At 72.2% G+C, this 14,326-nt stretch carries 12 protein-coding genes; 3 read left to right on the top strand and 9 right to left on the bottom strand.

What is annotated here, in order from left to right:
• The first annotated feature begins 125 nt into the window (after positions 1-125).
• Both SSP24_RS06345 and SSP24_RS06340 read left to right on the top strand, forming a co-directional pair.
• Positions 126-557 carry a DUF6153 family protein gene (locus tag SSP24_RS06345; protein ID WP_373866236.1) on the top strand — a complete coding sequence of 144 codons (432 nt, stop codon included), beginning with the start codon at positions 126-128 and terminating at the stop codon, positions 555-557.
• 101 nt (positions 558-658) lie between these two features.
• Positions 659-1,264, top strand: a complete 606-nt coding sequence (locus SSP24_RS06340) for a DUF305 domain-containing protein (RefSeq protein ID WP_141307799.1) — start codon at positions 659-661, stop codon at positions 1,262-1,264.
• 85 nt (positions 1,265-1,349) lie between these two features.
• On the opposite strand, the gene SSP24_RS06335 is transcribed toward SSP24_RS06340, so the two are convergent.
• The 4 genes from SSP24_RS06335 to SSP24_RS06320 form a co-directional block, all read right to left on the bottom strand.
• Positions 1,350-2,159 carry a VOC family protein gene (locus tag SSP24_RS06335; RefSeq protein ID WP_141307798.1) on the bottom strand — a complete coding sequence of 270 codons (810 nt, stop codon included), beginning with the start codon at positions 2,157-2,159 and terminating at the stop codon, positions 1,350-1,352.
• A 199-nt stretch (positions 2,160-2,358) separates the two neighbouring features.
• The gene (gene mhpA / locus SSP24_RS06330; protein WP_141307797.1) at positions 2,359-3,981 is read right to left on the bottom strand and encodes a bifunctional 3-(3-hydroxy-phenyl)propionate/3-hydroxycinnamic acid hydroxylase MhpA; all 1,623 of its coding nucleotides are present in this window, start codon (positions 3,979-3,981) and stop codon (positions 2,359-2,361) included.
• A gap of 49 nt (positions 3,982-4,030) precedes the next feature.
• Positions 4,031-4,972, bottom strand: coding sequence for a fumarylacetoacetate hydrolase family protein (locus SSP24_RS06325; protein ID WP_141307796.1), 942 nt, complete (start codon positions 4,970-4,972; stop codon positions 4,031-4,033).
• A complete protein-coding gene (locus SSP24_RS06320) occupies positions 4,969-6,129 on the bottom strand; it encodes a VOC family protein (RefSeq protein WP_141307795.1) in 1,161 nt (386 codons plus the stop codon). The genes SSP24_RS06325 and SSP24_RS06320 overlap by 4 nt, the downstream gene beginning before the upstream one ends.
• Before the next feature lie 167 nt (positions 6,130-6,296).
• Between SSP24_RS06320 and SSP24_RS06315 the strand changes: the two genes are divergently transcribed.
• Positions 6,297-6,932 carry a TetR/AcrR family transcriptional regulator gene (locus SSP24_RS06315; protein WP_141307794.1) on the top strand — a complete coding sequence of 212 codons (636 nt, stop codon included), beginning with the start codon at positions 6,297-6,299 and terminating at the stop codon, positions 6,930-6,932.
• Between the two features lie 508 nt (positions 6,933-7,440).
• Here SSP24_RS06315 and SSP24_RS06310 read toward each other — a convergent pair.
• The 5 genes from SSP24_RS06310 to SSP24_RS06285 all read right to left on the bottom strand — a co-directional run bounded on the left by SSP24_RS06310 (position 7,441) and on the right by SSP24_RS06285 (position 14,325).
• Complete coding sequence (locus SSP24_RS06310; protein WP_141307793.1) at positions 7,441-8,664, bottom strand: cytochrome P450; 1,224 nt, start codon at positions 8,662-8,664, stop codon at positions 7,441-7,443.
• Between the two features lie 163 nt (positions 8,665-8,827).
• Positions 8,828-9,985, bottom strand: a complete 1,158-nt coding sequence (locus SSP24_RS06305) for a PP2C family protein-serine/threonine phosphatase (protein WP_141307792.1) — start codon at positions 9,983-9,985, stop codon at positions 8,828-8,830.
• Between the two features lie 184 nt (positions 9,986-10,169).
• On the bottom strand, positions 10,170-11,408 hold the full coding sequence (locus SSP24_RS06295) for a phosphotransferase (RefSeq protein ID WP_141307791.1): 1,239 nt from the start codon (positions 11,406-11,408) through the stop codon (positions 10,170-10,172).
• Positions 11,405-12,508, bottom strand: a complete 1,104-nt coding sequence (locus SSP24_RS06290; RefSeq protein WP_141307790.1) for a phosphotransferase family protein — start codon at positions 12,506-12,508, stop codon at positions 11,405-11,407. Before SSP24_RS06290 ends, SSP24_RS06295 begins: the two co-directional genes overlap by 4 nt.
• The gene (locus tag SSP24_RS06285) at positions 12,505-14,325 is read right to left on the bottom strand and encodes an ABC transporter ATP-binding protein (protein ID WP_141307789.1); all 1,821 of its coding nucleotides are present in this window, start codon (positions 14,323-14,325) and stop codon (positions 12,505-12,507) included. Before SSP24_RS06285 ends, SSP24_RS06290 begins: the two co-directional genes overlap by 4 nt.
• Between the last annotated feature and the right edge of the window lies 1 nt (position 14,326).

Genomic DNA, 14,326 nt, shown 5'->3' with positions numbered 1-14,326 from the left:
CGGGGGCGTGCGGAGAGCACGGGCCGTCGGCAACCGACGACAACGCCGCTGGGGGTACCCCTCTGGAGGAGGGCGTGCCAGGTCCCGCCACGTCGGCATGACGCGTGCCGCCTAGGATGAGCGCCGTGACCAGCTCCGCGCAGCAGACCCGTCGTGGCCCCGCCGGGCGTGGCCTGATGCTGCTCGCGGTGCTGGCGGGGTTGCTGGCCATGCACGGACTGGCGCCCGGCGCCGCGACGGCCGGCCACGCCGACTCGCCCATCCGGCACGCGGCGGCAAGCCACGCCGACTCGCACGCCCCACCCGCACCCACCATCCACGAGCCCGGGCAGGCCTGTGCCCACGCCGTCGAGGACGGCCTGCCCGGCCACGTGGACCACGCCGACGCCAGCTGTTCGGCGAGCGGCATCGGGACGTCGTACGCCCCGCCCGTGCTCATCCCCGCCGTGGCGACGGCCTCGGCCGTACTCCTCGCGGCACCCGGCCGCGCGACGGCGGCGACAGAAACCGGGCGGGCGCCGCCCGACCTGGCGGAACTCCAACTCCTGCGGATCTAGAGGCACCCGCACGGCATCCCCCTGCTGCCCGGACTGTCCGGTCAGGGGTGACCGCCGTGCTCCGGCATGCCTCCAGTCACCGTCAAGGGAGTTCCGAAACCATGAGCACACACCACACCCTCGCGCGCTTTGCCGCCGCCGCGGCAGGCGTCGTCGCAGCCGTCGTCGTCCTGTCCGCCTGCGGCTCCACCGCGCACGACGACCACACCCCGTCCACCCGGCCGAGCGCGTCGCCCGCCCGGCACAACGCCGCCGACGTCTCCTTCGCGCAGGGGATGATCCCGCACCACCGCCAGGCCGTGGAGATGGCCGACCTGGCCGCCACCCGCGCTGCCTCGCCGGAGGTCAGGAGCCTCGCCGCGCAGATCAGGAAGGCGCAGGACCCGGAGATCAGGACGATGTCCGGCTGGCTGGCCGAGTGGGGCGAGCCGGTCCCGAGCGCGGGCGGTTCCGGGGAGCACGGCGGTCACTCGATGGCCGGGATGATGAGCGAGGAGGAGTTGGAGGGCCTGGAGAACTCCTCGGGCAAGGCGTTCGACACGGCGTTCCTGACGCTGATGGTCGAGCACCATGAAGGCGCGGTCGAGATGGCCAGGAGTGAGATCGAGAACGGCGCCTACCAACCCGCGAAGGACCTGGCCGACGCCGTCGTCACGGCCCAGACCGATGAGATCACCCGGATGAACAAGCTGCTCGGGCGGCAGTAGACGCAAGGGTGGGGGCGCGTGCCTGCGGGACGGCGGCTGCGGGTTGTGTGTGGCTGGTCGCGCAGTTCCCGCGCCCCCTTTCCTTTCAGCTCGGCTGAGTCGGCCGTGCGGGCGTGAGCACCACGAAGTCCGCGTTGGACGGGTCGACGCAGACGGCCAGCCTGCCGACGCCCTCGGCGTCCTCCGGCCCCATCTGCACGCTGCCGCCGTTCTCGGTGACCTTGGCGACCGCGGCGTCGCAGTCGGTGACGTTGAAGACCGGGTGCCAGTACGGCCGCCCGTTCGCCAGTGTGAGGTTCTCCGCGGGGAGTTGCATGAGGCCGCCCTGCATGCGCTCCTCGGGAAGCCCGGCGGGGGTGATGAGAGTGTACGCGCCCCCGCCGCCCGGCAGTTCCATGTCGCTGAACTGCCAGCCGAAGACGCCGCCGTAGAACTCCTTCGCCACCGCGGCGTCGGTCGTGTACAGCTCGGTCCAGGACAGCGACCCCGGCTCGTCCGCCAGCTCGAAGCCCGCGTTCTTCCCCGGCTGCCAGACCGCGAACTGGCCCCCCAACGGGTCGCTGTACTGCGCCATCCGGCCCCAGTCGTCGAGGTCTCTCGGCGCGACCCGCACCGTGCCGCCCGAGCGCTCCACGGCCTGGGTTGTGGCGTCCGCGTCGGTGACGGCGTAGTAGATCATCCAGGCCGAGCGGGCGCCCTCCTCGGTGAGCTTGCCGAGCCCGGCGACGGTCTTGCCGTCCTTCCGGAACATCCCGCCCTCCATGTCCTCCCCCTCGCCCATGGACTCGTACTCCCAGCCGAGCACCGCGCCGTAGAAGTCCGCGGCGGCCCGGACGTCGGGGGCACCGAGGTCGAGCCAGCAAGGGGAGCCGGGAGTGAGGTCAGTGGTGATCACGGCGATTCCCTTTCGCAGGTCCAGTCTGAGACCAGCGTGACACCCGGCACTGACAATCGCGCGTCAGCGTGGACCACGTCTGGTTGAGGTCAGGAAACTGACCGGAAGCTGTCAGCCAGCGTCGACGCCGGCGGCCGCGGTCGCGTGCTGGTCACCGTCCCCCACCTCATCGGAACCGTGTGAACAGCCGTGTGACGGCTCATTGGTCGTCGGCTGCCTGTGCGGCGGCAGGGACGGGGCGGCGGGACGTGCACAGCAGCGGCGACCAGGTGGACGTACCGGTGAGGCCGCCGTCGGCTGCCGGGACGATGCTCATCACGACCCGGTCGGGACGCAGCAGGACGGCGTCCGCCCGGGCGGCCCGCAGCCAGGTCGCGAGGGTTCCGTCGTCGGTGACGGCCGTGTCCCCGGCAGTGGCGCCGTCGGGGATGTCGATGCGGACGATCCGGGCGCCGAGCGCCTGGGCGACGGCCCGGACGGCCGGGGTGGGCGGTACGGCGGACAGGACGGCGAAGGAGTCGCCGAGCACGTCGTCGAGACGGATGCGGCCACGGTCCGTCGTCACCCACGGCTGGGGGACGAGGACACTCGCCAAGCGGCGGCCGTGGTGCACCAGGGGGCCGCGGCCCAGCGCCGGGCTGAGGCCGTGCTCGGTGAGGTACGCGGTGAGCGCGGGGACACGGCAGGCCGCGCCGAGCGCGGTGCGGCGTACGGCGGCGGCTCTGCCCTGTCCGCCGGTCATCGCCCAGCCCGTCGCCATCGCGAGCCGGATCATGCGCCGGGCATGCGGCTTGCGCTCGTTCTCGTAGGTGTCGAGGAGGCGGTCGTCCGCGCCCTGTTCCAGTTCCCGGGCGAGCTTCCACGAGAGGTTGTAGGCGTCCCGCAGCCCCGCACACAGGCCCTGCCCGATGAACGGCGGGGTCAGGTGCGCGGCGTCGCCGAGCAGGAAGACCCGGCCCCGGCGCCAGCGGTCGGCGACGCGTGCCCTGAAGGTGTACCGCGCCTGCCGTATCACCTCGAAGCCTTCGCCGTCGTACGGCAGCTCCACCCAGGGAGCCACCAGCTCCCGCAGGTCCTCGGAGCCCGCGCCCAGCCGGAACTCCCAGCGGTAGCGGTCCTCGCCGACCCGCATGAAAGTCCCCGGCCGGGCCGGGTCGCAGACCTGGTCGACGCCTTCCCAGGTGCGTACCGGCAGGTCGGTGCGCACGTCGACGACCGTCCAGGTCTCCTCGAAGCGCAGGTCCTCCCATACGGCGCCGATCGCGTCGCGGGTGAGGCTGCCCGCGCCGTCGCAGCCCAGGACGGCGTCCGCCCACAGGTGCTCCACCACGTCCGTGGCCTCGTCGCGCAGCGTGACCCGCACCCCGCCACCGGGGACGTCCTGTTCGACGGCGACGACCTCCACTCCGCCCCGCAGCTCGCACTCGGGATGCCGGGCCAGCTCGCGTCGCAGCAGCCGCTCCAGTTCGGGCTGGTCGAAGAGGGTGGTCTGGGGGAAGCCGTGGTAGCCGTGCGGGTCGTCCCGCCGGAACTCGGCCATCACCCGGTGCCGGGCGTCCAGCAGCCTGAGGCCGTTGGCGGGGCGGGCGATGGCGGTGAACTCCTCGTGGATGCCGACGGCCTGGAGGATCCGGCGGACCTCGTCGTCCATGGCCACGGCGCGCGGCAACGGGTACACGTCCCGGTGCCGCTCCAGCAGGATGCTCCGGACCCCGCGGCGGGCGAGCAGGATGGCGGCGGTGACACCGACCGGGCCCGCCCCGACGATGACCACCGGCGCCGTGCGGGCCGCGCTGCCCGGGTCGGCCTGATGTGCTTTCATGTGCGGCTCACTTCTTGCGTTTCGGCTCTCGCGTCACTCGGCTCTCGCGTTACTTGGCGTCCGCGACGGCGGTGCGCTGCTCGCCGAGGTCGATCCGCCCGTCCGGGGTGGCGATGGTTGCGGTGATCAGGTCGCCCGCGTGGAGGTAGTGCGGGTTGCGGGCCTGGCTCTTGAAGAACGCCTTCCACTTCACGGCGGGCGGCAGCAGCGCGCCGATCTTCTCCACCGCCTTGGGCGGGGCCTTCAGCGCCGTACCGCCGGGGGTGCCGGTCAGGAGCAGGTCGCCCGGGTCGAGTGTCTGGAAGCGGGCCAGCAGCGTCAGCGCCTCGGCGGGACGGACGATCATGTCGGCCAGGGTGCGGTCCTGGCGCAGGTCGCCGTTGACGCTCAGCCTCAGCCGCAGGTTCAGCAGATGGGCGAAGTCCTCCGGCTCCAGCAGGGCGAGGTACGGCCCGGTGGGCGTGAAGGTCGGGTACGACTTGCTCTCGTAGAACTGCGTCTTGGTCAGCTGTACGTCGCGTGCGCTGACGTCGTTGGTGATGACCAGCCCGGCGACGTACGAGGGCAGGTCCTGCTCCGTGACGACGGTGCCGAGCGGCAGCGGCGCGCCCATGACGAGGCCGAGTTCGATCTCGTAGTCCAGGAACTTCACGTGCGAGGGCCGCACGACGGTGTCGGCCGGGCCACTGACCGAGCCGGACGCCTTGCGGAAGAAGGTGGGCGGGATCTCGCCGGTGAAGCCCGAGTCGCGGGCGTGACTGCGGTAGTTGACCATCTGGGCGACCACGCGGCATGGGGTGGTGACCGGGGAGAGCGCCGCCAGGTCGGCGACGGGCGTGCCGGTCGCGTCACTCGCGGCGGCCGCCTCGCGGACCGCGTCACGGTCGGCGATCAGCTCAGCCGTCGTAGCCGCCTTGGTCTCGATGCGGATGGCGCGGTCGCCGCGGACGGCCCACCAGCCGTCGGTGGTGCGCAGGACGTTGGTGCTCATGAGTTCATCGCTTTCAGCAGGCCCAGCAGTCGCGCCGGGTCGAGTTCGTTGTCGCCGCGCAGGGCGTGCAGCACCTCGCGGACCTTGGCGGGAGAGGGGTTCGCACCGAGGAAGTCACGCGTGACCGGCGGTCCCCACTGGGCGAGCCCGCTCGCGGACATGGGCGCCCAGCCGGGCTCGACGTCGCAGGAGAACAGGTCGCCGTCGGCGAAGTGCTCCAGCATGAAGTGGTCCGGGTCGCGCCAGTAGTCGAAGAGCTGGCTGCCCTGGATGTGCCGGCCGATGCCCCAACTGCGTTGGTAGCCGCGCTCTTTGAGGTATTCGCCGCCGGTGGCGATCGCGTCGAGGTCGGTGACCTGGTAGGCGGAGTGGACGTAGCCGGCGCCGGGACCGAGGTGCATGGCCAGCGTGTGGTGGTCCGCGGGCGCGCTTCCCAGGTCGCAGCGGATGAACGCCATCGTCGGGCCCCGGTCGCGCTGCCCGTCCAGGAACAGGAAGTCGGACACGATCATGCCGAGCGTGTCCAGGTACCAGTCCAGGGCGCGGGCGAACACCCGTGTCTCCAGCACCACGTGCCCCAGCCGCTGAACGCGGGACGGCTCACGCGGCGGACGCTGGGTGGCGTTCGTACGGCGGTGCTCGGTGCCGAAGTTGAGGAGCAGGGGCTGCTGCTCGGGCAGCGCGGGCAGCCGCTCGGCACAGTGCACGACCCGCACCGGGAAGCCCGAGGGGTCCAGCAGGTCGACGGCCTTCCCGCCGCCCGGCACGTTCGCGTCCCGTACGGCGGTGCCGGTGGCGCGGGCCAGCCGGTCCAGGTCGGCCCGCTCGGCGGCGCGGAACGCCGGGCCGATGAACCGCGAGGTGCGCCCCTTGCGGATCACCGTGCAGAGGGTGCCGGCGAAGGTGCCGCGCAGCCACAGCTCCCGCTCGGTGCGGGCGGCGACGGCGAAGCCGAAGTCGCGGGCGAACACCTCGGCCCGGTCCAGGTCGGGCTTCTCGAACTCCAGCCAGGCCAGATCGGCCACCTTGATCACCGGGTTGCGGGACCGCCCGGGGTGCTCGCCGCGCAGGGCGCCCTGCTCGCTGTGCAGGTCCTGGTGGGCCGTCTTGAGGTCGGTCGGCGGGCTGTGGGGATGGGTGCTGTGGGGGTCAGGCATGTGCCCTCCGTGGCTCGTGCGGCAGGGCGTGGCGTCCCCGATCAGCGGCTAGCCCTGCTTATGCTTATCTGAGGAAATCATCAGCTCTGACTCGATCCACGTCAACGGTTTCACAAAATATTTCTGATGAATCCATCAGTACTGGTGGTCATGGATAGACTTGCCCCATGCCGACGTCAGCCCCGCCCAGCAACCGGTTCGAACGCCGCCGCGCCGCGACGCGGCAGGCACTCATCCGTGCGGCCCGGCAGATCCTGGCCGAGTCCGGCGACACCGGCGTGAGCATCCAGGCGATCGCGGATCGGGCGGACGTCGGCTTCGGCTCCTTCTACAACCACTTCGAGTCCAAGGCCGCCCTCTTCGACGAGGCGGTGCTCGACGCCCTCGACGAGTACGGCCGGGCGATCGACGAACGATTGGAAGGCATCGACGACCCCGCCGAGCGGGTCGCGTTCGGTGTACGGCTCAGCGCCGGGATGGCCGAGACGCACCCGGAGATCATGCGGATCCTGCGCCACCGCGGCCTCGGGCACATCCACTCCGACCGCGGCCTGTCCCCCCGCGCGCTGGGCGACCTGACGACGGGAGCAGCCTCGGGCCGCTTCACCTTCACCGACCCCGAGATCGCCCTCTCCGCACTGGGCGGCAGCCTGCTGGCCCTCCTGGACCTGCGCCTCACCCGTCCGGATGCCGACAGCGACGCGACCGCCAGAGGCATGGCGGAGATGATGCTGCGCATGCTGGGGGTTCCCCCGGACGAGGCCCGGGAGATCGCCGGGCGGCCCATTCCCGCAAGCGACTGACGCACTCTCGGCGCGCTGCGCGCCGTCGCTTTCTGGATGATCCGCCAACAGGACCTGCTCGACGGGATCTTCGAGAAGGTGAAGGTCATCACCGAGGCGTGCATGTGAGTTTCGCCCTCCGCATCAACTACTCGTCGGCGCAGACTTCCTCGTCGCACTCCTGCCGCTGGAGGTCGGCCCTCGGTGCGCTTGATGGGCTGGGAGAAGAGCCGCCTGCATCACCAGCTCGCCCGCACGTCCAAGCGGAGCAGCGCCACAGCGGCGAGGCGCGCGCCACCTACGTGACGCTCACACAGAAGGGGCGGGCAGCGCTGACCGAAGCGGCCCCACGGCACAGTGACCACGTAGCCACCACACCGGCAGCGGAGCCATCCTGGCCGGGCTGGAGCAGTCGTTGCTACAGCGGCTGCTGCCCGCACCGGACTCTCAGTAGCCGCGAGACGGGATCCCTGAAGGGCAGCCCCTGAGCGGCGCTGAACTCCGCCATGCCGAGAACCCTCGTGCGTAATCATCCGAAGACAGGGGTGAAGGCGACGTCCAGGCGGGTCAGCGCGCGGAAGTTGAGGCTGCGCTGCCACTGCGGCGCGGTGCCGGCGAGCCTCAGGTCGGGAAGCCGGGTCAGGAGCGCTTCCAGGACGATGGTGCCCTCCAGCCGGGCCAGCGCCGCGCCGAGGCAGAAATGGGGGCCGTACCCGAAGGCGACGTGCCGTCCACCGGGCCGCTGGAAGTCCAGCACGTCCGGGTCGGGGAACGCGGCCGGATCCCGGTTGGCTGCGCCGCACACGAGGAGCACCACCTGCCCGGCGGCGATGGCGCGGCCCGCCAGGTCCAGATCGTGCCGCGCTCGGCGCAGCATCAGTTGCACCGGGCTGTCGTAGCGCAGGAGTTCCTCGACGGCGGCGGGGATCAGGTCGGTCCGATGGCGCAGTTGGTCGGCTGCCTGGGGGTGGCGCAGCAGGGCGAGGGCGGCGTTGCCGATGAAGTGGGTGGTGGTCTCGTGGCCGGCGATCAGGAGCAGGGCGCAGTTGGCGAGGAGTTCGTCGAAGTCCTGGTCGGTGCTGTCGACCCGCGTGGTCAGCAGTGCGCGCAGAGTGTGGGGCGCGGGCGGGGAGTCACGGCGGGTGAGGAGTTCCCGGAGGTAGGCGAGCATGCGTTCCATGCTCTGGGAGGCGGCACGGCTGTCGTCGGCGTCGAGCCGGGAACTGCCGATGGCCGCGGCGATCGGGTCGGACCAGGAGGACAAGGTGGGTCGGTCTGGTTCCGGCACGCCGAGGAGGTCGCAGATGACGTTCAGGGGCAGGGGTCGGGCCAGGTCCGCGACGATGTCCATTCGTCCGGTCGGCGCCGCGCGGGTGATGATCTGCTCGACGGCCACGGAGATCCGGTCGCGGAGCGTCGCCACTGCCCGGGGGGTGAAGGCTTTGCTCAGCAGGGCGCGCAGCCGGGGGTGGTCGGGTGCGTCGCTGTAGAGCATCTGCCGGCTCAGGACCCGGGCCAGCGGCTTTAGTTCCTCGGAGACGGCCGCGATGTCGGGATAGCGCACCGAGGAGAATCGCGGGTCACCGGCAGTGCTGCTGACCACGGCATGGCTGGTCGCGATCCAGGCGTCCAGGTGGCGGTCCCAGAAGAGGTCGTCGGTGCTGCGTAGTTCCTTGTAGAAGTCGTAGAGACCTTCCTGGGTCCGGGGCCTCAGGGCAGGCAGCAGGGACGCGCGAGACGCGGAAGTGTGCATCAGCTCACGCTAGCGGCGTAGGGGAGCGCTTCTGTCAATTGTAAGTTTTTCGGCCGCACCTCACGCCAGGGTGATAGCGGAGATCATTGATCGGCTGTCCTGGACCGGCTGTTCTGGACTGAGTGCGGTGTCGCGGCGCAACACCGCGCACACAGAGACAGACCTACGAGGGTTTCACCTCTCGCGCTCGGCTCGTCCTGGCTGTCAGTCCGCGTTCGATCGCCACCATGGCAGCGTCGTCGCCCAGATGACCTCCCGGCGTATACGCGAGGAGGTCTTCCTGTAGATGACGCACGAACCCCTGAGCATCGTCTTCGGGAACGGTGCCCATGCGCTGGGCCAGCGGATAGAAGGCCCCCGAGCCGTCACGGGCCTCGATGACGCCGTCGGTGTACAGCAGGAGGACGTCACCAGGCTCGAACGGGAAGGTCTCCGCAGCGGAGGGGGCGGCGGCGAACTCGGCGAGCCCCAGAGGCGGGGCCGGATCGCTCACATCAAGCGAGGTGACCTGGCCCTTGTGCAGCAGCAGAGGCGGTGGGTGGCCGCAGTTGATCAGGTGGACGACCGGCGCGTCATCGGGGATGTCCAGGACGGTGGCGGTGATGAACGCTTCGCTCTGAGATCCGGTTCCGGATACGGCCGCTCCCGGGTCGTCGAGGTCCGAGGCGACGGTTCCTTCCAGATAGGCGACCAGCGTGGCAAGGTCGGCCTGGCGGTGGGCGGCGGAGCGGAAGGCGCCGAGAAGGAGGGCAGCGTCGCCGATCGCCTCCAGGCCCTTGCCCCGTACGTCCCCGACGATGAACCGGGTCCCCTGCCCGGCGCGCGCCGCGGCGAACAGGTCGCCGCCGATCTGCGCCTCGGCTTCGGCGGCCAGGTAGACCGAGGCGATGTGCAGCGGGCCGATCCGGCGCGGCAGCGGTCGTAGCACGACCTGCTGTGCGGCCTGCGCCACTGAGCGCAGCTGCGTCAGCTCCTTCTCGTGTCGCTCGCGCCGGTGGGCGAACAGCGTGACGAACACCGAGATCAGAACGAGCGTCGTGAGCTGGAAGCTGTGGTTGAGGTCGGTGAGACTGGTGCGCACGATCGCGATCACGGCCTGGGCCAGAACCGCGACCGCCCCGATGCACGCGGTGGTCCGAGGCCCTGCGAACGATGCGGTGATCGCGGGAGCAGCGGCCAGGAAAGGGCCGAGGTGTACTTCGGGGGGAGCGAGAATGTCACCCACCGCCACGAGCACGATGAGCCCGAGTGGTACCGCCAGCACAGCCTGATGCGGCTCCTGTGATCGGCGATGACTGCCGCGCAGTCGTCCAGCGCCCATGAAACCTGAATACACCCGTACGGCGCTTTGCACCTGCTCTTGACTTGGCCGTCTACGACGAGGAGGACCTCGCGGCGCTGACACCGGCGTACGTCGCGGGCAACTCCTTCGGCGCCTCGACCGCACTCGGCCTGGCCTGCCGGACCGGCTCCGTTAGGCGTTCCTCAGCAACGCCTCCGCTCTTTCACGCATTGCTCCATGAGGGAGGGACGGGATCACCGCTGACGGCCGCGAGGCGGGCCGGGAGGTCCGGTCGGCCGGGCCGGAAGGTGTAGACGGCGGCGAGTCGCAGGAGTGCGGCGGCGGTGTGGACCCGCAGGGCGACGGGGTCGAGGACGGCGCCGAGGGCACCGCCGGTCAGGGCGCGGGCGCAAGCTGCGGCCACTGCCGGTGCGCAGCGGCCCTGCAGGGTGCGCAGGTGCAGGTGGGCCAGCAGGTTTCCGGTGTCCAGCGCGGGGTGGGCGGCGGCGAGCGTGTCGAGGTCGAGCATGCCGACGAGGGGGCCGTCGGCCGGTGCGCCGGACGGCTCGGCGGTGAGGGCGATGAGCTGCTTGTCGTGCAGATCGCGATGGCAGACCGCCCAGCGTGGCTGCGGCAGTGCGAGGAGCGCGGCGGTGACCGACGCGGCGGCATCGGACAGGCCCGCGGTGCCCCCAGCGGCGTCGGACAGTCCCGCGGCACTCGCGGCGGCACCGGACCGCTCCCCGGCACTCGCAGCGGCACCGAACAGTCCCCCGGCACCCGCGCCAGCACCGAACCGCCCCCCAGCACCCACGCCAGCACCAGACCGCCCCCCAGCCACCCCGCCAGCACCGAACCGCCCCCCGCCGCCCGCAGCGGCGTCCGCCTCGGCAGCCCACCGCCGTACCACCGCCGCCTCGTCGGCTACGGAATGCCGGGGCAGGCCGTCCGCCGGGGCCCGCAGCAGTGCGGCCAGGGCGGCGCCGACCCGGGCGCAGAACTGGGCCACGTCGTCGGGCGCGGTCGCCAGCAGTGTGTGCAGGCTCGGGCCGGGCAGCGCCGCCAGCCGGACCCATCCCTCGGTGGGCTCGGCGGCGAGCACCGCGGGCACCGCCGGGGCGTCCGGGAGGCCAGCGACACGATCCCGCACCTCGCGCAGCCCGTCGGCGACACGGTGCGTCCGGCCGGGGCGGACGACCTTGACGTAGTGCCCCTCGTGGTCGCGCAGCACCGCGCGTCTGCCGGGCCGATGTCCCAGAAGGACGCTGCCGGGCCGATCCAGCGCCGGGCCGAGCGCCGGCAACGCCGGGTCGGCGCCGGCCAGCACACGTACCTCGTCGTCCGTGACGATCAGCCCGACGACGGCCCCTTCGCGGGTCGTCGCCTCCACCGCCAAGCCGTCGGGATGCGGCCAGGCCCTACGGGCCGTGAACTCCGCCGGTATCCGGCCCAGCGCCTTCACCCTTGACTCCTCAGCTCGGTCGCGGCCGACTCGGCGCTGTTCAGGACGTCGGCGACCAGTCGCGTCCAGCCGGGGCGCAGTCGGCGTAGCGGCTCGACGGCGCGCTGGAGCGCTGCGGCAAGGAGCAGCAGCGGCTCGGGGTGCCGTGGTGCCGCCGTCACCAGGCCGCCGTTCGCGATCTGCGCGACGGTCCACTGGGCCCAGTCCCATCCGGGTGGGCCGAGCGCGGCTCGGTCCAGGTCGAGCAGTACGGCGCCGCCGTCACGCACGACGACCTGGTCCGGGCTGAAGTCCCCGTGCAGCAGCGCGGTGGGTGCGGGCCAGCGGTGTGCGTGCTCCTCAAGGACGGCGAGCAGGGCCAGCGCGCGTGGGCCCTGCTCGGGCAGTGCTGCTGCCACGGCCCGGGCGCTGCGGCCCCCCGCCCGTAGGGCCGACGCCGCGTCGAGGACGGGAAGCCCGGGGGGCGGCGGGCATCGGTGCAGTGTCGTGAGCGCGGCCCGTACCGCCGGGAGGTCGGCGGGCTGCGGCGGTGAACCCGACGTCCAGGCGGTTCGTACCAGGCGCCCGCTGTGGTCGTGCTGGGCGGGCGGCAGATGCTCGGCAAGCTCCGCGGAGGGCGCTGTGAGCAGCGCCGTCACCCCGGGTGGCGGGGCCGCGGCGTGCGCCTTCACCGCCCAGGCGCCGTCGCGTCCGACCCAGCGGCGGGCGGGGTTGTAGGAGAGCGGAACGCCTCCGGACGGGACGAGTCGGCGCAGGTGCGGGTCGAGTTGCGCGGGCACCGCGACGGTGTCGCCGTCGAGGGAGACCGGTACGCCCCGGCGGACGGCCCGTGCGGCAAGCCCCTCCGCCTTGCCGCGGGCCTCGGGGCCGAACGCCGCGAGGAGGACGGCGGCGGGGCCCGCTGCCGTGGGCACGACGGCGCCGATCCGGAGGTTGGTGCCGGGCTTCCAGCGCAGCCGCACCACGGCGCGCGAGCCGTCGGCGCCCTCCAGCCAGGGCAGTGCCTCCAGCTGCCGGGCGAGCTCGGTGCGGTCGGTGAGTCGGGCGACCGCGGCGAGCGCCGGATCGTGAATAGAGGGACGCAGCGGAACGGGCGTCATCGCGAGCCTCCGGAACGCGTGGATGTCGGGAAGGGCCACACGCCGCGCCACCGTTCGCCCTTGGGGCGGGCGGGCCCCGTGTGCGGCAGCTGCTCGATGCGGCCGTCGGTGATCTGGATGACCCGGTCGCAGGAGGCGAGCAGTTCCTCGTGGTGGGCGACGACCAGCACGGTGCGGCCTTCGGTGAGCCGGTCCAGCGCGGCGAGCACCGCTCGGCGGCTCTCGGCGTCGAGGCCGGTGGTGGGTTCGTCGAGCAGCACGACGGGGGCGTCGCGCAGGATGGCGCGGGCGATGGCGAGACGCTGGCGCTGCCCGCCGGACAGGGAGTCGCCGCGCTCGGCGAGGACGGTGTCGTAGCCGTGGGGCAGGGCCTGGATGAAGCCGTCGGCATCGGCGGCCACGGCGGCGGCGTGGACGTCGGCGTCGGTGGCTTCGGGGCGGGCGAGGCGGATGTTCTCCCGTACGGTGTCGGCGAACAGCACCGACTCCTGCAGCACCACCGCGGTGGCCGAGCGGACCGACGCCAGGGTGAGATCGCGCAGGTCGTGCCCGTCGAGCAGGACCCGGCCCGACTGCGGATCCAGCATGCGCAGCAGCAGAGCCAGGAGCGTCGACTTGCCCGAGCCGCTCGGCCCGACGATGCCCACCCGTTCGCCGGGGCGGATGTGCAGGGACGCATCGGAGAGCACGGCGTGGCCCGGAGTGTGTTCGACGGTCACGTCGAGCAGCCGGATGTCACCTCGGGGATCGCGCAGCGGACGCGCCCACGGCATGTCGCGCAGCTCCGGTTCGGCGTCGAGCAGCTCGGCGATCCGCTCCCCCGACGCCGCCGCCTTGGAGATGCGCCCGGTGTACTTGGCGAGGTTGCGCATCGGCTTGAACACGCTCTTGAGATAGCTGACGAACACCACCAGCTCGCCGAGGGTCAGGGCGCCGTCCATCACCCGCTTGGTGCCCACCAGCAGCACGATCGCGGTGGCCGCGCCGATGACCAGATCGGTACGCCGTTCCAGGCCGGCGGCGAGGCGCTGGGTGCGTACGCCGCTGCGCAGACTCGCGGCGTTGCTGGCGCCGAAGCGGCTGGCGAGCGGCTCCTCCAGGCGGTAGGCCTGCACGACGCGCACCGACCCGAGCGCCTCGCCGACGAGCCCGGCGACGGCGCCCTCGTTGCGGCGCTGTTCCCGGGCGGCCGCGGTAACCCTCCCGCCGGTGCGGCGGGCGGCGAGTACGAAGAACGGCACGGCGACCAGGGCCGCGACGGTGAGCAGCGGGTCGAGGATCAGCATGACCACGGTCATGCCGACGAAGGTCACGACACTGCCGACCAGTGGCAGCCCCGCGGTGACGGCGACCTCCTGGATGCGGATGACGTCGGCGGTGAGCCGGGACAGCAGGTCGCCGGATGACTTCGACTGGTGGTAGCGCACCGACTGGGCCAGCACGCGGTCGTACGCCGCCGACCGCATCCGGGTCGTCACCCGGGCACCGGCCTTCGCGAAGCACACGGTGGCGGCGTAGGCCGCGCCCGCCCGCAGCCCGGCGGCGGCGAGCAGCCCGACCGCGGCGACGATGGCGAGCACCGGCAGCCCGAGCACCTGCCCGGACTCGGGCTGCTCGCCGTTGAGTACGGCCGGTAGCACCTCGTCGATCACGAGTTTCATCGGCCACGGTTCGGCGAGCGTGGCGAGCACCTCGACCAGCATGGCGAGCAGTCCGAGCGCGACAAGCCCGCGCTCCTGCCGCAGCAGCGGCAGCAGATGGCGCAGGGTGGCACGCAGGGCGGCGAGATCAAATCCGGTGCCGCGTATGCCTCCCATG

Origin of the sequence: Streptomyces spinoverrucosus, from assembly GCF_006539505.1 — a bacterium.
Lineage (GTDB): Bacteria > Actinomycetota > Actinomycetes > Streptomycetales > Streptomycetaceae > Streptomyces > Streptomyces spinoverrucosus.
This window is presented reverse-complemented; position numbering and strand designations above follow the sequence as displayed.